Below are 22,252 nucleotides of genomic sequence, written 5' to 3' on the forward strand. Positions count from 1 at the left end.
TGAACGTCCACACTTATCGGTTGTTGGAACAAGCCAGGTGGCCTGCTGAGTGACAGCGGGCTGCATGGAATGGGTCTGTAGCTCAGCTGGTTAGAGCACTGTGTTGATAACGCAGGGGTCGTTGGTTCGAGCCCAACTAGACCCACCAAGATTCCAATATCTGGTTCGAGGATCCCGGGGGATTAGCTCAGCTGGGAGAGCACCTGCTTTGCAAGCAGGGGGTCGTCGGTTCGATCCCGTCATCCTCCACCAAAAATGATAGCGCCGAAAGGTGCTATAATCGTTGGCTCAGCAGATGTGAAGCGCAAGCGGATCGGAAGCAGAAAAAAACCAAATTCAATATAAAAGCAGTCTGCTTCAGACTGCTTTTATATTGATCTTTGATCAATAGGCTGTTCTTTAAAAATTCATAGAGTCGAAATCAGCGTTGCTGGTGGAAAGCACAAACCAAGGTTTGTGCACCGTGCCGCCAGCAACATTTTGATTGCGTCAAAACAGATATTTTGCGAATGCAAATTTATCTAGTAATGACGAATATTCTCTAAGCTGTATCGAAAGATGCAGCCAAAGATATTCACATTACGGCATAACGCGTGAGGTGCAAGACCTCACCAGTCTTTGAATACCAGGCTTTGATTCTCGCTAAGAGAATCCAAAGTTATAGGGTCAAGTGACTAAGAGCATATGGTGGATGCCTTGGCGATGATAGGCGACGAAAGACGTGATAGCCTGCGATAAGCTTCGGGGAGCTGGCAAATAAGCTTTGATCCGGAGATTTCTGAATGGGGGAACCCACCTCGCAAGAGGTATCGTGCACTGAATACATAGGTGCTCGAAGCGAACCTGGAGAACTGAAACATCTAAGTACCCAGAGGAAAAGACATCAACCGAGATTCCGATAGTAGTGGCGAGCGAATTCGGAAGAGCCTTGCAGTGATAGTCGATCAGTTAACAAAACGGCATGGAAAGGCCGACCATAGTGGGTGATAGTCCCGTATGTGAAAACCGATCGGTGGTACTAGGCTGCAGACAAGTAGGGCGGGGCACGAGAAACCCTGTCTGAATATGGGGGGACCATCCTCCAAGGCTAAATACTCATCATCGACCGATAGTGAACCAGTACCGTGAGGGAAAGGCGAAAAGAACCCCGGGAGGGGAGTGAAATAGATCCTGAAACCGTATGCTTACAAAAAGTCGGAGCCCTTCGGGGTGACGGCGTACCTTTTGTATAATGGGTCAGCGACTTACATTCAGTGGCAAGCTTAACCGAATAGGGGAGGCGAAGAGAAATCGAGTCCGAATAGGGCGATTAGTCGCTGGGTGTAGACCCGAAACCAAGTGATCTATCCATGGCCAGGATGAAGGTGCCGTAACAGGTACTGGAGGTCCGAACCCACTAATGTTGCAAAATTAGGGGATGAGCTGTGGATAGGGGTGAAAGGCTAAACAAACTTGGAAATAGCTGGTTCTCTCCGAAAACTATTTAGGTAGTGCCTCAAGTATTACCGTCGGGGGTAGAGCACTGTTTAGGCTAGGGGGTCATGGCGACTTACCAAACCTATGCAAACTCCGAATACCGACGAGTACAGCTTGGGAGACAGAGCACCGGGTGCTAACGTCCGGACTCAAGAGGGAAACAACCCAGACCGCCAGCTAAGGTCCCTAAAACGGGCTAAGTGGGAAACGAAGTGGGAAGGCTAAAACAGTCAGGATGTTGGCTTAGAAGCAGCCATCATTTAAAGAAAGCGTAATAGCTCACTGATCGAGTCGTCCTGCGCGGAAGATGTAACGGGGCTAAGCCAGTTACCGAAGCTGCGGATGTGCCATTTATGGCACGTGGTAGGAGAGCGTTCTGTAAGCCTGTGAAGGTGTCTGGTAACGGATGCTGGAGGTATCAGAAGTGCGAATGCTGACATGAGTAGCGTTAAAGGGGGTGAAAAGCCCCCTCGCCGTAAGCGCAAGGTTTCCTACGCAACGTTCATCGGCGTAGGGTGAGTCGGCCCCTAAGGCGAGGCAGAGATGCGTAGCTGATGGGAAACAGGTCAATATTCCTGTACCGATCAATAGTGCGATGTGGGGACGGAGAAGGTTAGCTCAGCCAACTGTTGGAATAGTTGGTTCAAGCGTGTAGTCGTGCTCTTTAGGCAAATCCGGAGAGCTGAGATGAGGCGTGATAACGAGTGTGCTTGCACACGAAGTGAGTGATACCCTGCTTCCAGGAAAAGCCACTAAGCTTCAGCTATTGACGACCGTACCGCAAACCGACACTGGTGCGCGAGATGAGTATTCTAAGGCGCTTGAGAGAACTCAGGAGAAGGAACTCGGCAAATTGACACCGTAACTTCGGGAGAAGGTGTACCCCAAGTAAGTGAAGTTGTACAAACGGAGCTCAAAGGGGTTGCAAAAAATTGGTGGCTGCGACTGTTTAATAAAAACACAGCACTCTGCAAACACGAAAGTGGACGTATAGGGTGTGACGCCTGCCCGGTGCTGGAAGATTAAATGATGGGGTGCAAGCTCTTGATTGAAGTCCCAGTAAACGGCGGCCGTAACTATAACGGTCCTAAGGTAGCGAAATTCCTTGTCGGGTAAGTTCCGACCTGCACGAATGGCGTAACGATGGCCACACTGTCTCCTCCTGAGACTCAGCGAAGTTGAAATGTTTGTGATGATGCAATCTCCCCGCGGAAAGACGGAAAGACCCCATGAACCTTTACTGTAGCTTTGTATTGGACTTTGAACGGATCTGTGTAGGATAGGTGGGAGGCTTTGAAGTGAGGTCGCTAGATCTCATGGAGCCGACGTTGAAATACCACCCTGGTGCGTTTGAGGTTCTAACCTGGATCCATTATCTGGATCGGGGACAGTGCATGGTAGGCAGTTTGACTGGGGCGGTCTCCTCCCAAAGCGTAACGGAGGAGTTCGAAGGTGCGCTAGTTACGGTCGGACATCGTGACGATAGTGCAATGGCATAAGCGTGCTTAACTGCGAGACTGACAAGTCGAGCAGATGCGAAAGCAGGACATAGTGATCCGGTGGTTCTGTATGGAAGGGCCATCGCTCAACGGATAAAAGGTACTCTGGGGATAACAGGCTGATACCGCCCAAGAGTTCATATCGACGGCGGTGTTTGGCACCTCGATGTCGGCTCATCTCATCCTGGGGCTGTAGTCGGTCCCAAGGGTATGGCTGTTCGCCATTTAAAGAGGTACGTGAGCTGGGTTTAAAACGTCGTGAGACAGTTTGGTCCCTATCTTCCGTGGGCGCTGCAGATTTGAGGAAGCCTGCTCCTAGTACGAGAGGACCGGAGTGGACACACCTCTGGTGTACCTGTTGTCACGCCAGTGGCATCGCAGGGTAGCTAAGTGTGGAAGAGATAACCGCTGAAAGCATCTAAGCGGGAAACTCGTTTCAAGATGAGATCTGCCGGGGCCTTGAGCCCCCTGAAGGGTCGTTGTAGACCACGACGTTGATAGGCTGGGTGTGGAAGCGCAGTAATGCGTTAAGCTAACCAGTACTAATTGCCCGTGCGGCTTGACCCTATAACTTTGGGCAAGTCTGGAAAAATGAAAGACAGAACGCAAGTTCTAGTTATGCCGAAAAGGCGCAATCGAAAAGCTGATTGAAGACTCTATGAATTCGTTGGATTGAAGGTGAGCGAGATTAAGAAGTTAATCGAGGCGCTGTCAATCTGACAAAAAGTTTATGCCTGATGACCATAGCAAGTTGGTACCACTCCTTCCCATCCCGAACAGGACAGTGAAACGACTTTGCGCCGATGATAGTGCGGGTTCCCGTGTGAAAGTAGGTCATCGTCAGGCTCTTACGCCAAAACGCCTGGCTCACGCCAGGCGTTTTCTTCTCCCTCCTTGTTCTGAGGGGTGAGAAGAAAACGCAAAAACGTTTTAAAAGTACTGTGAAAACAGTGCTACAATTGAAAGCTTCGCTGATCGCAGCAAGCAACGAGATTCAAAGTCAAGCTTCTTGATTTTGCGCTCGGCTCCTTAAAAAAATACAGCCGATAAGCGTGGGCGTTTGAGGGCAAGCAGCCAGTTCTTCGGAACAAACTCTTCGGAGTTATCAAACGCTCACAAAAACAGTAATGAGGAAGAATTGATTCTTCTTGATTCCGTCAAGTGAGTGAGCAGTCGAAAGACTTTAAATTCAAGATCGAACTATAGAGTTTGATCCTGGCTCAGATTGAACGCTGGCGGCATGCTTTACACATGCAAGTCGAACGGTAACAGGTCTTCGGATGCTGACGAGTGGCGAACGGGTGAGTAATACATCGGAACGTGCCTAGTAGTGGGGGATAACTACTCGAAAGAGTAGCTAATACCGCATGAGATCTACGGATGAAAGCAGGGGACCTTCGGGCCTTGTGCTACTAGAGCGGCTGATGGCAGATTAGGTAGTTGGTGGGGTAAAGGCTTACCAAGCCTGCGATCTGTAGCTGGTCTGAGAGGACGACCAGCCACACTGGGACTGAGACACGGCCCAGACTCCTACGGGAGGCAGCAGTGGGGAATTTTGGACAATGGGCGAAAGCCTGATCCAGCAATGCCGCGTGCAGGATGAAGGCCCTCGGGTTGTAAACTGCTTTTGTACGGAACGAAAAGCCTGGGGCTAATATCCCCGGGTCATGACGGTACCGTAAGAATAAGCACCGGCTAACTACGTGCCAGCAGCCGCGGTAATACGTAGGGTGCAAGCGTTAATCGGAATTACTGGGCGTAAAGCGTGCGCAGGCGGTTTTGTAAGACAGTGGTGAAATCCCCGGGCTCAACCTGGGAACTGCCATTGTGACTGCAAAGCTAGAGTGCGGCTGAGGGGGATGGAATTCCGCGTGTAGCAGTGAAATGCGTAGATATGCGGAGGAACACCGATGGCGAAGGCAATCCCCTGGGCCTGCACTGACGCTCATGCACGAAAGCGTGGGGAGCAAACAGGATTAGATACCCTGGTAGTCCACGCCCTAAACGATGTCAACTGGTTGTTGGGTCTTAACTGACTCAGTAACGAAGCTAACGCGTGAAGTTGACCGCCTGGGGAGTACGGCCGCAAGGTTGAAACTCAAAGGAATTGACGGGGACCCGCACAAGCGGTGGATGATGTGGTTTAATTCGATGCAACGCGAAAAACCTTACCCACCTTTGACATGGCAGGAACTTACCAGAGATGGTTTGGTGCTCGAAAGAGAACCTGCACACAGGTGCTGCATGGCTGTCGTCAGCTCGTGTCGTGAGATGTTGGGTTAAGTCCCGCAACGAGCGCAACCCTTGCCATTAGTTGCTACATTCAGTTGAGCACTCTAATGGGACTGCCGGTGACAAACCGGAGGAAGGTGGGGATGACGTCAAGTCCTCATGGCCCTTATAGGTGGGGCTACACACGTCATACAATGGCTGGTACAAAGGGTTGCCAACCCGCGAGGGGGAGCTAATCCCATAAAGCCAGTCGTAGTCCGGATCGCAGTCTGCAACTCGACTGCGTGAAGTCGGAATCGCTAGTAATCGTGGATCAGAATGTCACGGTGAATACGTTCCCGGGTCTTGTACACACCGCCCGTCACACCATGGGAGCGGGTCTCGCCAGAAGTAGGTAGCCTAACCGCAAGGAGGGCGCTTACCACGGCGGGGTTCGTGACTGGGGTGAAGTCGTAACAAGGTAGCCGTATCGGAAGGTGCGGCTGGATCACCTCCTTTCTGGAAAAATGCTGCTTCAAATTGAACGTCCACACTTATCGGTTGTTGGAACAAGCCAGGTGGCCTGCTGAGTGACAGCGGGCTGCATGGAATGGGTCTGTAGCTCAGCTGGTTAGAGCACTGTGTTGATAACGCAGGGGTCGTTGGTTCGAGCCCAACTAGACCCACCAAGATTCCAATATCTGGTTCGAGGATCCCGGGGGATTAGCTCAGCTGGGAGAGCACCTGCTTTGCAAGCAGGGGGTCGTCGGTTCGATCCCGTCATCCTCCACCAAAAATGATAGCGCCGAAAGGTGCTATAATCGTTGGCTCAGCAGATGTGAAGCGCAAGCGGATCGGAAGCAGAAAAAAACCAAATTCAATATAAAAGCAGTCTGCTTCAGACTGCTTTTATATTGATCTTTGATCAATAGGCTGTTCTTTAAAAATTCATAGAGTCGAAATCAGCGTTGCTGGTGGAAAGCACAAACCAAGGTTTGTGCACCGTGCCGCCAGCAACATTTTGATTGCGTCAAAACAGATATTTTGCGAATGCAAATTTATCTAGTAATGACGAATATTCTCTAAGCTGTATCGAAAGATGCAGCCAAAGATATTCACATTACGGCATAACGCGTGAGGTGCAAGACCTCACCAGTCTTTGAATACCAGGCTTTGATTCTCGCTAAGAGAATCCAAAGTTATAGGGTCAAGTGACTAAGAGCATATGGTGGATGCCTTGGCGATGATAGGCGACGAAAGACGTGATAGCCTGCGATAAGCTTCGGGGAGCTGGCAAATAAGCTTTGATCCGGAGATTTCTGAATGGGGGAACCCACCTCGCAAGAGGTATCGTGCACTGAATACATAGGTGCTCGAAGCGAACCTGGAGAACTGAAACATCTAAGTACCCAGAGGAAAAGACATCAACCGAGATTCCGATAGTAGTGGCGAGCGAATTCGGAAGAGCCTTGCAGTGATAGTCGATCAGTTAACAAAACGGCATGGAAAGGCCGACCATAGTGGGTGATAGTCCCGTATGTGAAAACCGATCGGTGGTACTAGGCTGCAGACAAGTAGGGCGGGGCACGAGAAACCCTGTCTGAATATGGGGGGACCATCCTCCAAGGCTAAATACTCATCATCGACCGATAGTGAACCAGTACCGTGAGGGAAAGGCGAAAAGAACCCCGGGAGGGGAGTGAAATAGATCCTGAAACCGTATGCTTACAAAAAGTCGGAGCCCTTCGGGGTGACGGCGTACCTTTTGTATAATGGGTCAGCGACTTACATTCAGTGGCAAGCTTAACCGAATAGGGGAGGCGAAGAGAAATCGAGTCCGAATAGGGCGATTAGTCGCTGGGTGTAGACCCGAAACCAAGTGATCTATCCATGGCCAGGATGAAGGTGCCGTAACAGGTACTGGAGGTCCGAACCCACTAATGTTGCAAAATTAGGGGATGAGCTGTGGATAGGGGTGAAAGGCTAAACAAACTTGGAAATAGCTGGTTCTCTCCGAAAACTATTTAGGTAGTGCCTCAAGTATTACCGTCGGGGGTAGAGCACTGTTTAGGCTAGGGGGTCATGGCGACTTACCAAACCTATGCAAACTCCGAATACCGACGAGTACAGCTTGGGAGACAGAGCACCGGGTGCTAACGTCCGGACTCAAGAGGGAAACAACCCAGACCGCCAGCTAAGGTCCCTAAAACGGGCTAAGTGGGAAACGAAGTGGGAAGGCTAAAACAGTCAGGATGTTGGCTTAGAAGCAGCCATCATTTAAAGAAAGCGTAATAGCTCACTGATCGAGTCGTCCTGCGCGGAAGATGTAACGGGGCTAAGCCAGTTACCGAAGCTGCGGATGTGCCATTTATGGCACGTGGTAGGAGAGCGTTCTGTAAGCCTGTGAAGGTGTCTGGTAACGGATGCTGGAGGTATCAGAAGTGCGAATGCTGACATGAGTAGCGTTAAAGGGGGTGAAAAGCCCCCTCGCCGTAAGCGCAAGGTTTCCTACGCAACGTTCATCGGCGTAGGGTGAGTCGGCCCCTAAGGCGAGGCAGAGATGCGTAGCTGATGGGAAACAGGTCAATATTCCTGTACCGATCAATAGTGCGATGTGGGGACGGAGAAGGTTAGCTCAGCCAACTGTTGGAATAGTTGGTTCAAGCGTGTAGTCGTGCTCTTTAGGCAAATCCGGAGAGCTGAGATGAGGCGTGATAACGAGTGTGCTTGCACACGAAGTGAGTGATACCCTGCTTCCAGGAAAAGCCACTAAGCTTCAGCTATTGACGACCGTACCGCAAACCGACACTGGTGCGCGAGATGAGTATTCTAAGGCGCTTGAGAGAACTCAGGAGAAGGAACTCGGCAAATTGACACCGTAACTTCGGGAGAAGGTGTACCCCAAGTAAGTGAAGTTGTACAAACGGAGCTCAAAGGGGTTGCAAAAAATTGGTGGCTGCGACTGTTTAATAAAAACACAGCACTCTGCAAACACGAAAGTGGACGTATAGGGTGTGACGCCTGCCCGGTGCTGGAAGATTAAATGATGGGGTGCAAGCTCTTGATTGAAGTCCCAGTAAACGGCGGCCGTAACTATAACGGTCCTAAGGTAGCGAAATTCCTTGTCGGGTAAGTTCCGACCTGCACGAATGGCGTAACGATGGCCACACTGTCTCCTCCTGAGACTCAGCGAAGTTGAAATGTTTGTGATGATGCAATCTCCCCGCGGAAAGACGGAAAGACCCCATGAACCTTTACTGTAGCTTTGTATTGGACTTTGAACGGATCTGTGTAGGATAGGTGGGAGGCTTTGAAGTGAGGTCGCTAGATCTCATGGAGCCGACGTTGAAATACCACCCTGGTGCGTTTGAGGTTCTAACCTGGATCCATTATCTGGATCGGGGACAGTGCATGGTAGGCAGTTTGACTGGGGCGGTCTCCTCCCAAAGCGTAACGGAGGAGTTCGAAGGTACGCTAGTTACGGTCGGACATCGTGACGATAGTGCAATGGCATAAGCGTGCTTAACTGCGAGACTGACAAGTCGAGCAGATGCGAAAGCAGGACATAGTGATCCGGTGGTTCTGTATGGAAGGGCCATCGCTCAACGGATAAAAGGTACTCTGGGGATAACAGGCTGATACCGCCCAAGAGTTCATATCGACGGCGGTGTTTGGCACCTCGATGTCGGCTCATCTCATCCTGGGGCTGTAGTCGGTCCCAAGGGTATGGCTGTTCGCCATTTAAAGAGGTACGTGAGCTGGGTTTAAAACGTCGTGAGACAGTTTGGTCCCTATCTTCCGTGGGCGCTGCAGATTTGAGGAAGCCTGCTCCTAGTACGAGAGGACCGGAGTGGACACACCTCTGGTGTACCTGTTGTCACGCCAGTGGCATCGCAGGGTAGCTAAGTGTGGAAGAGATAACCGCTGAAAGCATCTAAGCGGGAAACTCGTTTCAAGATGAGATCTGCCGGGGCCTTGAGCCCCCTGAAGGGTCGTTGTAGACCACGACGTTGATAGGCTGGGTGTGGAAGCGCAGTAATGCGTTAAGCTAACCAGTACTAATTGCCCGTGCGGCTTGACCCTATAACTTTGGGCAAGCCTGGAAAAATAAAAGACAGAACGCAAGTTCTAGTTATGCCGAAAAGGCGCAATCGAAAAGCTGATTGAAGACTCTATGAATTCGTTGGACTGAAGGTGAGCGAGATTAAGAAGTTAATCGAGGCGCCATCAATCTGACAAAAAGTTTATGCCTGATGACCATAGCAAGTTGGTACCACTCCTTCCCATCCCGAACAGGACAGTGAAACGACTTTGCGCCGATGATAGTGCGGGTTCCCGTGTGAAAGTAGGTCATCGTCAGGCTCTTACAGTGAAAACCCCGTAGTCGCAAGATTACGGGGTTTTTTATTTGATCAATCGGTATTCTTGATATTGCTTGCGCAGTAGCGGACAAGGAAAGGATGAGCATGCAGCTGCAGGACATGTTGTATTCACAGGGCTTTGGCATTCGCCGCGTGTGCTCAGGCTTGGTGCAGCAAGGCTGGGTGGAGCTATGGAACCCGCAGACCTCTGACTGGGAGAAGGTCCTGGATTCCACCCAGCAGGTGGATCCTGAAGGTCTGCGCTTCAGGGTGCAAGGCGTGGAGTGGGAGTATCACGAGCTGGGTTATGTGCTGCTGAACAAGCCCGCCGGCACCGAGTGCTCGCAAAAGCCATCGGCCTATCCCAGCATCTATACCTTGCTGCCGGCTCCGCTGCGTCAACGACCCAACAAAGGGGCGGTACAAGGTGTTCAGGCGGTGGGGCGCCTGGATCAGGATACGACCGGTATGCTGCTGCTCAGCGACGATGGCCAGTTCATCCACCGCATGTCGTCGCCCAAAAAGCATGTCTCCAAGGTTTACCGGGTGACCTGCAAGCATCCGGTGGATGCCAAGCAGATACAGCGGCTGCTGGATGGCGTCGTTCTCGACGATGATCCCAAGCCCGTCAAGGCAGCGGCCTGCGAGCAGGTGGACAGCCATGTGCTGGATCTGACGCTGACCGAGGGCAAGTATCACCAGGTCAAGCGCATGATTGCGGCCGTGAGCAACCGGGTCGAAGGTCTGCATCGCAGAAGAATCGGCGGCATGGAGTTGCCTGCCGATCTGGAGCCTGGCCAATGGCGCTGGCTGACGGCACATGAGCTGGAATTGTTCAAGCCGGGCAAGTAAAACCGAGCAAGATAAAAAGCCTGCTGGCTTGCGCCAGCAGGCTTTTTGATTGGGGACACGGGCAATCAGTGTCGCTGCGCAGGGAGCATGGACGTCTGCTGGAGCTTGCCCGAGGCTTGCAGCGCAGCGCCAGGCAGGAATTCGATGCCGGTGCGGCGCACCAGCTCTGCGTAGCTGATGGGTTCGGTGACACGGGCCGCATCATCATTGGCCTGCCAGTGCGCCCAGGCACGCTGGCTCTGAGCGTCGTAAACCAGCTTGTAGAGAAAGCTGGGCACACGCACCTGGTTGTGGCCGACGGAGGCGGCGCCAGCATCAAAGACCGGGCCGGTGATGATGTAGACATCGCCCTGAGCTCGTTGTGCGTAGCTGCGCGTGTCTTTTTCGATGCGGGCCCAGGGGCCGCCGTTCTGCTTGATGGACTGGGGCACCATATTGGCCAGCGAGAAGCTCTGGGCCATGGCCTGTGCGGTCGGCATGTCGCCAGCGGGAGCCATGTGGCCGCGTGAGTAGCCGGAGCGCTTGTAGTCGTCCAGCTCGGCGCGTTCATCGCGGGGCAGGCGGGCGTCGCTGTAGAACTTGTTGGTGCGCTTTTCGTCGGCATCGGCGACCAGGGCCTTGTTCAGACGTTGAGCAACGAAGACGGGAGTCTTGCTCTGGCCGCTGTGCAGCACGGCAAACGCGTCATAGCACAGCGCACGCAGCTTGGGCTGATCGCTGAGCACGGGAGCTTTGCCATTGGCAAAGAACTGCGGGCATTGCTCAAAGCCCTGGGTGCTGCGCGTGGGATTCTTGACCTGGACGAGCGATGTGGGGCTGACCGCTGCCGAGGGTGCAGGCATCCGGGCGGAGCAGGCCACGCTGCTGATGGCCAGCATTGTGATGCCGGCATGGCGCAGCCATCGGGGGGAGCGTGAGGAGAAAGAGGAAAGCGGTGCTGAAAAAGCGGAAGACATGCGCGAGGAAGGCCGAGGGAGATGAAAAGAGTGCCAGCAGCCCAGGCGCAAGAGCGAGTCTGGCCGTCATCGAAGAGGATTGATTGCTACTTGAATAAGAGCTGCTTAAGCAAGCTTTGAAAGCTTTTCAAGGTAAAAGTTTCCTGAAAAGCTTTGTAATAAAGCGCTAAGTGCTCATATTTTATAAGGGCTAGACTTTGCAACAGTCCTGACCCTGCTTACGTCGCCAAGCTTCGGATCCCCGATGGCGTTCCATGCATGAGCAGGATCTGCAGCGCGGCTTGGGTTTGCAGATGCAGCTGCTTGAGCGCCTCATCTTTCTGGGGCGGCAAAATGTACTGGCCCTGTGCGTTCCTCGCATAGGGCTTGCCCAGAATGTCGGCCATATCGATCTGGTAGTAGCTGCGGTCGCCGTATGGCCGCTTGCCGTCGATATAGGGCAAGGGCCAGATCGCCTGGCCGTCTTCCTCCTCGGCCAAAACATAAGGCAGGTCATCGGTACCGACTTCTCGCCACAGGGCGGCATGCAGCAGCGTCAGGTGTTCGGGACGAAAGTCGAAGCTGCTGTCTGGCGCCTGATCTGAGAAGTCGGGCGGCAAGGCATAGCGACCGGGCGCCAAGGTGGCGTTTGCCACAAACTCCGGCAGCCAAAGGCAGACCTCGGCCAGGAGCCTGGTGGACAGAGCAGGATCGTGACTGCGCAGCACCTGCTGGGCAGTGTCGAGGGTGGACAGATCGCCGCCAAAGGGCTGCACGGGATCGAAGCCGGGTGCTCCCGACTCTATGGGCATCCACTGCACCCGCAGCAGGCGTATCAGCTGCAGATGCTGGGCGCTCAGTGGCGGCAGCGCCTGGCTGAAGACGGTCTGGATCACGGATCGACGTTCGGTACTGCCCGGACGCTTGCGCAGCCACGACCAGCTCAAAGAGCCGGTTGCCGCAACTGCCAGGGTGGAGAGTGTGGAGATCAGCAGCCTGCGCTTCATGGGCGGAGGCTTTCAGTCATCGATGGAAGCGCTCCAGCGGTCGCCCCAGCCGCTGCTGCGTTGCACGCGGTCGATATCCCGGCGGTCACGCTTGGTGGGGCGGCCGGTGTGCTGCGCCGCCAGTGTCGCTGCAGGTTCGGGAGCCAGACGGCGCTGCTCGGCCAGCTGTTCTCGCTGGGCAATGCTTTGCGCTGTTTCCTCGTATAGCTGCTGGGCCACGGGGGCCGGGCCGCGCATGCCGCTCAGCCCACGCACTATGACTTCCCTGGGAATATTACCCTGGCGCAGGTGGATATGGTCGCCCGGACGGATTTCACGCGAGGCCTTGGCATTGGCGTTGTTGACCGTGACCCGGCCTTTGCCAATTTCCTCCACAGCCAGGCTGCGGGTCTTGTAGAACCGCGCGCACCACAGCCATTTGTCCAGACGCATGGATTCAGTTTCACTCATGTCGGTATTTTGCGGCGTGAAGGGATGGCGATTCAAGTCAGAGCAGTATCCATGTCCTGGGCATCGCCATTGTGCAGGGGCAGCTGAATCAGCGCCTGCAGGCCACGCACGCGGCCGAGTCCGTCATGCAGATTGCGCAGCTCGATCTGGCCGCCCAGGGTTTGGACGATCTCCTGGCAGATGGCCAGGCCCAGGCCCGAGCCGCTGCGCGCGTTGCCCGCCGAAAAAGGCTGAAACAGCCGCTGGGCCAGTTCATCGTCGATGCCGCTGCCGCTGTCTTCGATACTCAGCTGCGCCATGCCGTTGTGCGCGCGCACATCGACTTGCAGACTCCCGTGCCTGGGTGTGTGGCGTATGGCGTTGTGCAGCAGGTTGCGGGTCAGCTCGCGCAGCATCCATTCATGGGCGGCCACGCAGCAGGCCTGGGTTTCGATGCCGAAGTCCATGTCGTGATCGGCAATCAGCGGCGATAGCTCCAGCGCCACGTCGCGTACGATATCGTCGAGCTGGGCGAGCATGGCGCTGCTCTGGCTGCTGTCTTCCTGGCGCAGCTGCTCGACCTTGGCCAGGGCCAGCATCTGGTTGGCGACGCGGGTGGCGCGGTCCACCGTGTCGTCGATCTCGGCAAAGGCCTGGGCCGGTGGAATATCGCCGCGCTTGGCCGACTGCACCTGGACCTTGAGCACCGCCAGCGGCGTGCGCAACTGGTGCGAGGCGTCGCGCACAAAGCGCTTCTGGTTGCTCAGCAGACCTTGCAGGCGCTGCATGGTCTGGTTGGTGGCCTCCAGCAGGGGCTGGATTTCGCGCGGGGCCTCGGGGGCCGCCAGCGGGCTCAGATCCCCCTGGGCCCGGCCTTGCAGGTCCTGGCTGAGCTGGCGTATGGGCTGGGTGGCGCGCTGCACGACGATGATGACGATCAGCGCGACGACCAGCACCAGCAGGGCCTGTCGAATCAGGGTGTCGCGCAGAATCTGCAAGGCCAGGGATTCGCGCAGCTCCAGGGTTTCGGCGACCTGGATCACGGCCATGCCGCGCCCGTCGGCACTGGCAACCGGCTGCAGCAGCACGGCGACGCGCACGGGGTGGCCGCGAAACTCGTCGTCATAGAAGTCCACCAGCGCCGCATAGGGCGGGCGCTGCGGAATCCTGCCGTTCCAGACAGGCAGCTCCGCAAAGCCCGAAATCAGTTGTCCATCCAGCGTGGAGACGCGGTAGAACATGCGGCTCTGGTTGTCGGCCTCGAAGATTTCCAGCGCCGAATAGGGGACGATGGCGCGCAGCTGTGCGTGCTCGTCGTATCCGGTAACGCCGATCTGTTCGCTGATGCTCTTGGCCGAGGCCAGCAGGGTTCTGTCGTAAGCCGTGTGCAGCGATGCCAGCGTCTGCTGATAGAGGCTCCAGGCATTGAGGGCAATCAGCGCCAGCACGGGCAGCAGGATGCCGGTGAGCAGCAGGCGCCTCAGCGACCAGGCTGTCTTCGGCCGCGTCCTTGCCGGATTGGCTGTCATGCTGCCGCCTCGGCTTTGACCAGATAGCCCAGACCGCGCAGGGTGACCAGCTGCACGCCGGTGCCGCCCAGCTTTTTGCGCAGACGGTAGGCCACGACTTCCACGGCCTCGTATTGCACATCGACCTCGCCGGGGAAGACCAGGCTGAACAGCCTCTCCTTGGTGACCGCATGGCCGGGGCGCGCCAGCAGCGCATGCATCATGGACAGCTCGCGCGGGGTCAGCTCCAGGACCTTGTCGTCGAGATAGATCGCGCCGCTTTCCTTCTCATAGCGCAATGCGCCCAGGGCGATTGCCTCGGAACCTGACCGGGGTGTGAAGCTATCCTGACTGCGGCGCAGCAGGGCGCGCAGGCGCGCTTCCAGCTCGTCGAGGTCAAAGGGTTTGGCCAGATAGTCGTCGGCGCCGGCATTCAGGCCCATGACGCGGTCGCCCACGGTGCCGCGCGCGGTCAGGATCAGCACCGGCGTGCGCAGGCCCAGGGCGCGGGCGCGCTCCAGCACCTGCAGGCCGTCGAGACCGGGCAGACTCAGGTCCAGCACCACGGCATCGGGTTCGCGGGTTTGCCAATGGGCCAGGGCACTGGGGCCGTCGGCCGCCACATCCACATTCAGGCCGCGACGCATCAGTGTGCGCTGCAGCGTGGTGCGCATGGCGGAGTCATCTTCAACAAGCAGTAGTTGCATGTTGCCGAACATAGCACTGCGCTGCGAATGCGCAGACAAGTCGTGAAACTACCGGGGCTGCTTAAGGGATAGCCCTAGGTGATTGGACAGCTGTTTGACAGGCAGGCTGTCCATGATTGCATCCACTAACTACATAAGGAGTACATCATGCGTCGTGATACGTTTCTGAAGTCTCTGGCAGCCCTGGCGGCAGCCGGTGCTTTGCCCCTGTCGGCCCAGGCCGCGGCAGCCATCAAGATGATGCTGCCCGCCAACCCGGGTGGCGGCTGGGACACGACAGGCCGTGCCCTGGGCAAGGCCTTGCAGGACGCAGGTGTGGCTTCTTCCGTCACTTATGACAACAAGGGCGGTGCTGCCGGTGCCATCGGCCTGGCCCAGTTCGTCAACGGCAGCAAGGGTGATCCCAATGCCATGATGGTCATGGGCGCCGTGATGCTGGGCGGCATCATTACCGGCAAGCCTCCCGTCAATCTGAGCCAGGCCACGCCTCTGGCGCGCCTGACCAGCGAGTACAACGTGTTTGTGCTGCCCGCCAACTCGCCGTTCAAGAACATGGCGGAAGTGGTGGCCCAGCTCAAGAAGGATCCCGGCTCCGTCAAGTGGGGCGGTGGCTCGCGCGGCTCCACCGAGCACATTGCCGCGGCCATGATCGCCCGTGAAGTGGGCGTGGACCCCGCCAAGATCAACTACGTGGCTTTCCGTGGGGGCGGCGAGGCCATCTCCGCCATCCTGGGCGGCAACGTCACCGTGGGCGGCAGCGGCTTCAGCGAGTTCGCCGAATACATCGCGACCGGCAAGATGAAGCCCATCGGCGTGACCTCGGCCCAGCGCCTCAAGGGTGCAGCGTCCAGCGTTCCCACGCTCAAGGAGCAGGGCATCAACGTGGAAATCGGCAACTGGCGCGGTGTGTATGGCGCTCCCGGCATCTCCAAGGCCCAGCGCGACGAGCTGGTCGCCCAGATCGAAAAGGCCACCAAGAGCAAGGCCTGGGCCGAAGCGCTGCAGAAGAACGACTGGACACCTGCCTGGCTGGGCGGCGATGCCTTTGGCAAGTTCGTGGACGATGAGTTCGCCAGCCTGCGCGCCACCATGGCCAAGTCCGGCATGATCTGACGATCACCAGGCCGCTGCGTTCTGCAGCGGCCTTTTCAGGGCATGGCACAGGGCTGGCGACTTCAGCCCTGATCGCGTTGTGTCCTGCTGTTTTCCCCCGCACTGATTGATGGCCTGCCCCTGACGGCGCAAGCCAGGGTTTGTGCAACCCCATGATGCCGTGGGAGCTGCCGCAAGGCGACTCTGGCGGGTTCCGAAAACCATTGAAATCACACACATTCATCATGTCTGATTCCTTCCAAGATCTGGCCCGGGCAGCGGAGGCCGCACAGGTTTCGGCCTATGCAGACCCCGACGAGCCGCAGAGCCCCAACGTGCCGTCCAAGAGAGCGCAAACCATTGTCGGTGCGGGCGTGCTGCTGGTCGCTGCGGGACTGGCCCTTGGCTCACTGCAAATTCCTTCGGACTCCGGCTACGGCGGCGTCGGCCCCAATTTCCTGCCCTGGGTCTGCGCAGTGGTGCTGGGTATCTGCGGTGCCCTGCTGATCTGGGAAGCACGCAGCGGTGGTTTTCGCCATGCGGCCGACCCGGGCGGCCAGCCCAAGGTCGACATCCTGCCCTTTGCCTGGGTCTCGGCCGGTCTGCTGGTGAATGCGGCCTTGATCGGTACCCTGGGCTTTATTTTCAGCTGCACCATCTGCTATGTGCTGGCCGTGCAGGGCCTGCGCCGAGCCGCGCATCAGTCGCAGGCGTCCGCACCGGGCACCTGGGTCAAGGATGTGATCACGGGGCTGCTGATTGCGGCACCGGTGTTCTGGATGTTTACCAAGTTCCTGGCCATCAATCTGCCTGGTCTGACTGAAACGGGGTGGCTGTAATGGATATTTTCAATGCTTTGATGGCTGGCTTTGCCACGGCCATCACGCCCGCCAATCTGCTGTGGGCTCTGGTGGGCTGTGCCCTGGGTACGGCCGTGGGCGTGCTGCCCGGTATCGGCCCGGCCGTGGCCGTGGCCATGCTGCTGCCCATCACCGCCAAGGTGGATGTGACGGCATCCATGATCTTTTTCGCCGGCATCTACTACGGTGCCATGTATGGCGGTTCGACCACCTCGATTCTGCTGAACACACCTGGCGAGACGGCATCCATGGTCACTGCCATGGAAGGCAACAAGATGGCCAAGAGCGGCCGAGCCGGGGCGGCGCTGGCAACTGCCGCGATCGGCTCGTTTTTCGCGGGTACCTTTGCCACCGTGGTGGTGACCCTGTTCGCTCCCTATGTGGCCGACTTCGCCGTGAAATTGGGCCCGCCCGAGTACTTCATGCTCATGGTGCTGGCCTTCACCACCGTGAGTGCCGTGCTGGGTCAGAGCACGCTGCGCGGCATGACGGCGCTGTTTGTCGGTCTGGCTGCGGGTTGCATCGGCATGGACCAGATCTCCGGTGCGGCGCGCTATACCGGCGGCAAGATGGAGTTGCTGGATGGCATCGATATCGTGCTGGTGGCCGTGGGTCTGTTTGCCGTGGCCGAAGTGCTGTATGCCGCCATGTATGAAGGCAAGGTCGAGGAGTCGCAGAACAAGCTGACGCGTGTGCACATGACCAAGCGCGACTGGAAGCGTTCCTGGCCCGCCTGGATGCGCGGTACGCTGCTGGGGACACCGTTCGGTTGCATTCCTGCCGGCGGTACCGAGATCCCGACCTTTCTGAGCTACGCGACCGAAAAGAAGCTGGCCAAGGGCGAAGACAAGGCCGAGTTCGGCGGCAAGGGCGCCATCGAAGGCGTGGCCGGTCCGGAAGCCGCCAACAATGCGACCGTGACCGCGGCTCTGATTCCGCTGCTGACTCTGGGCATTCCCACCAGCAACACCACGGCCGTGCTGCTGGGCGCTTTCCAGAACTACGGCATCAACCCCGGCCCCCAGCTGTTTACCAGCTCTGCGGCCCTGGTCTGGGCGCTGATCGCCTCGCTGTACATCGGCAACGTGATGCTGCTGGTGCTCAACCTGCCCATGGTGGGCCTGTGGGTCAAGCTGCTGAAGATTCCGCGTCCCCAGCTGTATGCCGGCATTCTGATCTTCGCAACCGTCGGTGCCTACGGCATGCGCCAGAGCGCATTCGATCTGTTCCTGCTCTACGGCATCGGCGTGCTGGGCGTGATCATGCGCCGCTTCGACTTCCCCACCGCTCCCGTGGTGGTGGGCATGATCCTCGGCCCACTGGCCGAAGCCCAGATGCGCAACGCCGTGTCTATCGGCGAGGGCAGCTGGTGGATCTTCCTGCAGCGCCCCATGTCGCTGACGCTGATCATCATCGTGCTGGCTGTGCTGATCATTCCCCGCGTGCTCAAGCGCCTGTCGCAGGCCAAGCATGCCCGGGAGGCAAGCACCGCCTGAGTCCGCTTTCCTAGCCTGCTGCGGGTGCTTCACGCATGGAGCCCGTTGCATTCACATCCCCTGTCCGGTGAGCCGGACAGGGGATTTTTTTATGGAGGCAGGCTCAGTTCATGGGCGTGGATGCGTTGTCCGCTCAGGCATGGGGGGCGCCAGGAGCGCGGCTACAGGTCTGTGCTGATGGTTGGGCTTCAATGTCGCCCTACCATGACGCGATGGAAATGAGCCAACTGCTACCCCACGATTTCGCTTGTGAGCTACCCGAAGATGCCGACGGCATCTATGCCCTGGCGGCACGGTCCATGTTTCAGCTGTTCTCTTCAATGAGCCAGGGCATGTTTCTGGTCGACAGAAGCGGGCGCATCGTCTGGGTCAACAAAGGCTACGAGCGTTTTTTGCCGCGCCTGGGTGTGGCCGGTGTGGGCGACTTTCTCGGGCATATGGTGGAGGAGGTCATCCCCAACACCCAGATGCGGGGCGTGCTGGAGACCGGCAAGCCGGTCCTGATCGATCTGCTGACCAATAGCGCCGGAACCTTTGTCGTCAGCCGCCTGCCGCTGCATGACGATGAAGGAGGCGTGATCGGTGCCATCGGCATTGTGCTGTTCGACCAGCCAGAAACGACCTTGCAGCCGCTGATCAGCAAGTTCGCGATGCTGCAGCGCGATCTCGATGAGGCGAGGCGCGAGCTGGCTGCCCAGCGCAGCCGCAGCTTGCACGCGTCCGTACAGGGGTCGCGCCGCAGCAAATACAGCTTTGCCAGCTTTGTGGGCAGCAGCCCGGCCGCGGTCGAGGTCAAGCGCCAGGCACGGCGGGCGGCCCAGTCCATGAGCCCGGTGCTGTTGCTGGGCGAGACAGGTACCGGCAAGGAGGTGCTGGCTCATGCCATCCATGCCGCATCGGCGCGGTCTGCCGGTCCTTTTGTGAGCGTCAATATCGCGGCCATTCCCGAGACGCTGCTGGAGGCAGAATTCTTCGGTGTGGCACCGGGCGCATTTACCGGAGCCGAGCGCAAGACACGCGATGGAAAGTTCAAGCTCGCCGATGGCGGTACCCTGTTTCTGGATGAAATCGGCGACATGCCCGCCAGCCTGCAGGCCAAGCTGCTGCGGGCCTTGCAGGAGGGCGAGATCGAGCCGCTGGGCTCCAATCAGATCGTGCATTTCGATGTGCGTGTGGTGGCCGCGACTTCTCGCGATCTGCTGCAGATGGTACGCGACGGGCGCTTCCGCGAAGACCTGTTCTACCGGCTGCATGTGCTGCCCGTGCGCGTGCCGCCGCTGCGCGAGCGCAGCAGCGATATCCCGGCCCTGGTGGAAATGCTCTGCGAGGACCTGGCACTGCGCAACGACATGGTTCCGCCGGAGCTGGGCAAGGGCGCGCTGGAACTGCTGGTTGCGCAGGCTTGGCGCGGCAATATTCGCGAGCTGCGCAATGTGCTGGAGCAAGCCGCCATGCGCTGCGATGACTCGCACATCGATGCCGGCCTGCTGGCACAGGTGCTGCGCTCGTCCGGGGTCGAGCCTCAGGCTCCGCATCTGCAGCCCCCAGCTCAGGAGACCATGGCGGCAATGCCGGCAACGGGTGATCTTCTCAAGCCGCTGGCCGAGCAAATGGCCGATCTCGAAACCCGCGCCATACGGGCCGCGATGCAGGCCCATGGGGGTAACAAGCTGGCGGTGGCAAGGACGCTCGGCATATCGCGCGCCAAGCTGTACGACCGGCTCGAGAGGCTGAATTTCTGAGCCATGCTAGGGATTGCCCTTGGTGGGTAGGACTTGGTTTGTTTTTATAGTTATAAAAAATATCTAATTTAAGTCCGGAGACAGCATGGCATTGGTACAAGGGCAGGAAGTGTGGAGGCCCACCCAGCAACGGCAGGAGCAAAGCGGCCTGTGGCATTACATGAACTGGCTGCGCGACAGCCGTGGCCGTGACTTCTCCGACTATGAGGCGCTGTGGCAATGGTCGGCAACCGATATCGAAGGTTTCTGGCGCTCCATCTGGGACTACTTCGACGTTCAGGCCGATGGTGACCCCACGCAGGTGCTGGCCAGCCGCAGGATGCCCGGTGCCGAGTGGTTTCCCGGCACCCGGCTGAACTACGCAGAGCACATCTTCCGCCAGGCCAGCGATCAGCGTCCGGCCATCATTGCGCGCTGCGAGGGCCAGACTCCGGTCGAAGTCTCCTGGCAGCAGTTGCAGCGCGATGTGGGCGCCCTGGCGGCAAGCCTGCGCGGTCTGGGCATAGGGCGTGGCGATCGCGTGGTGGCCTATCTGCCCAATGTGCCGCAGACCGTGGTGGCGTTTCTGGCCTGCGCCAGCATTGGCGCCATCTGGTCTAGCTGCGCGCCGGAGATGGGTGTTTCCGTGGTGCTGGACCGCTTCCAGCAGATTGCGCCCAAGCTGATTTTTGCGACCGACAGCTATACCTACGCCGGCAGGCAGTTCGATCGCCGTGAAGTGCTGGACGAAGTGCTCCAGGGTCTGCCCGATATCGCCCAGGTGATTCATGTGCCGGGGCCCTTGTTCGGCAGCGATGCCGAGCATGCTGCCGTGCCCTGGCGTGACTGCTTGAGCTGGGACGAGGCAACGCGCCATGCAGTGCCACTGCAGTTCGAGCGCCTGCCGTTCTCCCATCCGCTATGGGTGGTGTACTCCTCGGGAACCACCGGCCTGCCCAAGGCCATGGTGCACAGCCATGGTGGCATCGTGCTCACCCACCTCAAGACCAATCGCCTGCAGCACGATGTCTTGCCCGGCGATCGCTTCATGTTCCTGGGCAGCACGGGCTGGATTGTCTGGAATCTGATGATAGGCAGCCTGCTGGCCGGTGCGACCGTGGTCCTGTCCGACGGCAACCCGACGGCGCCCCATGATGATGCGCTCTGGGACTTCATCGACCAATACCAGGTCAGCATCTTTGGTTGCGGCGCGGCCTTCCTCATCAAGAGCATGAAGGATGGTGTCTCGCCGAAGAAGGGGCGCCAGTTCGAGAAGCTGCGTGCCATCAACTCCACGGGCTCGCCGCTGCCTCTCGATGCCTATGCCTGGGTCTATGAGAGCGTCAAGGGCGATCTGTGGCTGGCTTCGATCAGCGGCGGCACGGATATCGCCTCGGGCTTTGTGGCCTGCGCTCCCATACTGCCCGTCAACGCGGGCGAGATCCAGTGCCGCGAACTGGGCGTGGCCGCCCATGCCTTCAACGAGCAGGGCCAGAAGGTGGTTGCCGAAGTCGGCGAGCTGGTGATTACCGAGCCCATGCCCTCCATGCCCGTGTTCTTCTGGAGCGACGAGAGCGGGGCGCGCTACCACGACAGCTATTTCGATGTGTTTGCCGGCTACTGGCGCCATGGCGACTGGATCGAGTTCAGCGAGCGCGGCACGGCCGTGATCTACGGGCGCTCGGACAGCACCATCAACCGCTTCGGCATACGCATGGGCACGGCGGAGATCTACCGTGTCGTCGAGGAGCTCGACGCCGTCAAGGACAGCCTGGTGGTCGACCTCGAATACCTGGGCCGACCTTCCTTCATGCCGCTGTTCGTGACTCTGGCCGAAGGCCAGGCATTGACGGGCGAGCTGACCGCCCAGATCAAGAACGCCATCAAGACCAAGGCTTCGGCACGCCATGTACCCAATGTGGTGGTACAGGTGGCCGAGATTCCGCGCACCCTCACCGGCAAGAAGATGGAGGTACCTGTGCGCAAGCTGCTGCTGGGCGCGGACGCCGCCAAGGTGGCCAGCCCCGATGCCATGGCCAATCCATCCAGCATTGATTTCTTCATTCAATTTCGAGAGCAGGTGCCGCAGGCGTGACAA

11 protein-coding genes, 4 tRNA genes and 5 rRNA genes are annotated in these 22,252 nt (G+C 57.8%); 15 read left to right on the forward strand and 5 right to left on the reverse strand.

Annotated elements, in window-relative coordinates:
• Positions 1-71 precede the first annotated feature (71 nt).
• The 10 genes from O987_RS06540 to O987_RS06585 all read left to right on the forward strand — a co-directional run bounded on the left by O987_RS06540 (position 72) and on the right by O987_RS06585 (position 10,399).
• Positions 72-148 (forward strand) — tRNA-Ile (locus tag O987_RS06540).
• Between the two features lie 28 nt (positions 149-176).
• A tRNA-Ala gene (locus O987_RS06545) sits at positions 177-252 on the forward strand.
• 412 nt (positions 253-664) lie between these two features.
• A 23S ribosomal RNA gene (locus O987_RS06550) occupies positions 665-3,542 on the forward strand.
• Positions 3,543-3,708: 166 nt separating this feature from the next.
• A 5S ribosomal RNA gene (gene rrf, locus O987_RS06555) occupies positions 3,709-3,821 on the forward strand.
• Positions 3,822-4,172: 351 nt separating this feature from the next.
• Positions 4,173-5,705, forward strand: a 16S ribosomal RNA gene (locus O987_RS06560).
• A 93-nt stretch (positions 5,706-5,798) separates the two neighbouring features.
• A tRNA-Ile gene (locus O987_RS06565) sits at positions 5,799-5,875 on the forward strand.
• Positions 5,876-5,903: 28 nt separating this feature from the next.
• Positions 5,904-5,979, forward strand: a tRNA-Ala gene (locus tag O987_RS06570).
• A gap of 412 nt (positions 5,980-6,391) precedes the next feature.
• Positions 6,392-9,269, forward strand: a 23S ribosomal RNA gene (locus tag O987_RS06575).
• A gap of 166 nt (positions 9,270-9,435) precedes the next feature.
• Positions 9,436-9,548, forward strand: a 5S ribosomal RNA gene (gene rrf / locus O987_RS06580).
• Together the 16S, 23S and 5S rRNA genes with 4 tRNA genes alongside form the textbook arrangement of a ribosomal RNA operon.
• Before the next feature lie 104 nt (positions 9,549-9,652).
• Complete coding sequence (locus O987_RS06585) at positions 9,653-10,399, forward strand: 16S rRNA pseudouridine(516) synthase (protein WP_003057583.1); 747 nt, start codon at positions 9,653-9,655, stop codon at positions 10,397-10,399.
• 65 nt (positions 10,400-10,464) lie between these two features.
• Here the strand turns inward: O987_RS06585 and O987_RS06590 are convergent, their stop codons facing one another.
• The 5 genes from O987_RS06590 to O987_RS06610 all read right to left on the reverse strand — a co-directional run bounded on the left by O987_RS06590 (position 10,465) and on the right by O987_RS06610 (position 14,997).
• Positions 10,465-11,277 carry a DNA/RNA non-specific endonuclease gene (locus O987_RS06590; protein ID WP_043371204.1) on the reverse strand — a complete coding sequence of 271 codons (813 nt, stop codon included), beginning with the start codon at positions 11,275-11,277 and terminating at the stop codon, positions 10,465-10,467.
• A 296-nt stretch (positions 11,278-11,573) separates the two neighbouring features.
• On the reverse strand, positions 11,574-12,341 hold the full coding sequence (locus O987_RS06595; protein ID WP_043371205.1) for a hypothetical protein: 768 nt from the start codon (positions 12,339-12,341) through the stop codon (positions 11,574-11,576).
• A 12-nt stretch (positions 12,342-12,353) separates the two neighbouring features.
• Positions 12,354-12,791: an RNA-binding S4 domain-containing protein gene (locus O987_RS06600; protein ID WP_043376163.1), complete on the reverse strand. Its 438-nt coding sequence runs from the start codon at positions 12,789-12,791 to the stop codon at positions 12,354-12,356.
• Positions 12,792-12,823: 32 nt separating this feature from the next.
• The gene (locus O987_RS06605) at positions 12,824-14,299 is read right to left on the reverse strand and encodes a sensor histidine kinase (RefSeq protein WP_003057576.1); all 1,476 of its coding nucleotides are present in this window, start codon (positions 14,297-14,299) and stop codon (positions 12,824-12,826) included.
• Positions 14,296-14,997 carry a response regulator gene (locus O987_RS06610; RefSeq protein WP_003057573.1) on the reverse strand — a complete coding sequence of 234 codons (702 nt, stop codon included), beginning with the start codon at positions 14,995-14,997 and terminating at the stop codon, positions 14,296-14,298. The genes O987_RS06605 and O987_RS06610 overlap by 4 nt, the downstream gene beginning before the upstream one ends.
• A gap of 135 nt (positions 14,998-15,132) precedes the next feature.
• On the opposite strand from O987_RS06610, the gene O987_RS06615 reads away from it, so the two are divergent.
• The 5 genes from O987_RS06615 (at position 15,133) to O987_RS06635 (ending at position 22,249) form a co-directional block, all read left to right on the forward strand.
• A complete protein-coding gene (locus O987_RS06615; RefSeq protein WP_003057571.1) occupies positions 15,133-16,098 on the forward strand; it encodes a Bug family tripartite tricarboxylate transporter substrate binding protein in 966 nt (321 codons plus the stop codon).
• A 224-nt stretch (positions 16,099-16,322) separates the two neighbouring features.
• Positions 16,323-16,916 carry a tripartite tricarboxylate transporter TctB family protein gene (locus O987_RS06620; protein WP_043371206.1) on the forward strand — a complete coding sequence of 198 codons (594 nt, stop codon included), beginning with the start codon at positions 16,323-16,325 and terminating at the stop codon, positions 16,914-16,916.
• Positions 16,916-18,433 carry a tripartite tricarboxylate transporter permease gene (locus O987_RS06625; protein WP_003057567.1) on the forward strand — a complete coding sequence of 506 codons (1,518 nt, stop codon included), beginning with the start codon at positions 16,916-16,918 and terminating at the stop codon, positions 18,431-18,433. The genes O987_RS06620 and O987_RS06625 overlap by 1 nt, the downstream gene beginning before the upstream one ends.
• Positions 18,434-18,651: 218 nt before the next feature.
• Positions 18,652-20,175, forward strand: a complete 1,524-nt coding sequence (locus O987_RS06630; RefSeq protein WP_051962286.1) for a sigma-54 interaction domain-containing protein — start codon at positions 18,652-18,654, stop codon at positions 20,173-20,175.
• A gap of 85 nt (positions 20,176-20,260) precedes the next feature.
• Positions 20,261-22,249, forward strand: coding sequence for an acetoacetate--CoA ligase (locus O987_RS06635; RefSeq protein ID WP_043371207.1), 1,989 nt, complete (start codon positions 20,261-20,263; stop codon positions 22,247-22,249).
• Positions 22,250-22,252: the final 3 nt, after the last annotated feature.

The sequence above is a fragment of the Comamonas testosteroni TK102 genome (genome assembly GCF_000739375.1).
Classification (GTDB): domain Bacteria; phylum Pseudomonadota; class Gammaproteobacteria; order Burkholderiales; family Burkholderiaceae_C; genus Comamonas; species Comamonas brasiliensis.

Excerpts from the sequence above, each read along its gene's own strand:
- O987_RS06585 (WP_003057583.1), top strand. The coding sequence starts at position 9,653 with ATGCAGCTGCAGGACATGTTGTATTCACAGGGCTTTGGCATTCGCCGC.
- O987_RS06590 (WP_043371204.1), bottom strand. The coding sequence starts at position 11,277 with ATGCTGGCCATCAGCAGCGTGGCCTGCTCCGCCCGGATGCCTGCACCC.
- O987_RS06595 (WP_043371205.1), bottom strand. The coding sequence starts at position 12,341 with ATGAAGCGCAGGCTGCTGATCTCCACACTCTCCACCCTGGCAGTTGCG.
- O987_RS06600 (WP_043376163.1), bottom strand. The coding sequence starts at position 12,791 with ATGAGTGAAACTGAATCCATGCGTCTGGACAAATGGCTGTGGTGCGCG.
- O987_RS06605 (WP_003057576.1), bottom strand. The coding sequence starts at position 14,299 with ATGACAGCCAATCCGGCAAGGACGCGGCCGAAGACAGCCTGGTCGCTG.
- O987_RS06610 (WP_003057573.1), bottom strand. The coding sequence starts at position 14,997 with ATGTTCGGCAACATGCAACTACTGCTTGTTGAAGATGACTCCGCCATG.
- O987_RS06615 (WP_003057571.1), top strand. The coding sequence starts at position 15,133 with ATGCGTCGTGATACGTTTCTGAAGTCTCTGGCAGCCCTGGCGGCAGCC.
- O987_RS06620 (WP_043371206.1), top strand. The coding sequence starts at position 16,323 with ATGTCTGATTCCTTCCAAGATCTGGCCCGGGCAGCGGAGGCCGCACAG.
- O987_RS06625 (WP_003057567.1), top strand. The coding sequence starts at position 16,916 with ATGGATATTTTCAATGCTTTGATGGCTGGCTTTGCCACGGCCATCACG.
- O987_RS06630 (WP_051962286.1), top strand. The coding sequence starts at position 18,652 with ATGAGCCAACTGCTACCCCACGATTTCGCTTGTGAGCTACCCGAAGAT.
- O987_RS06635 (WP_043371207.1), top strand. The coding sequence starts at position 20,261 with ATGGCATTGGTACAAGGGCAGGAAGTGTGGAGGCCCACCCAGCAACGG.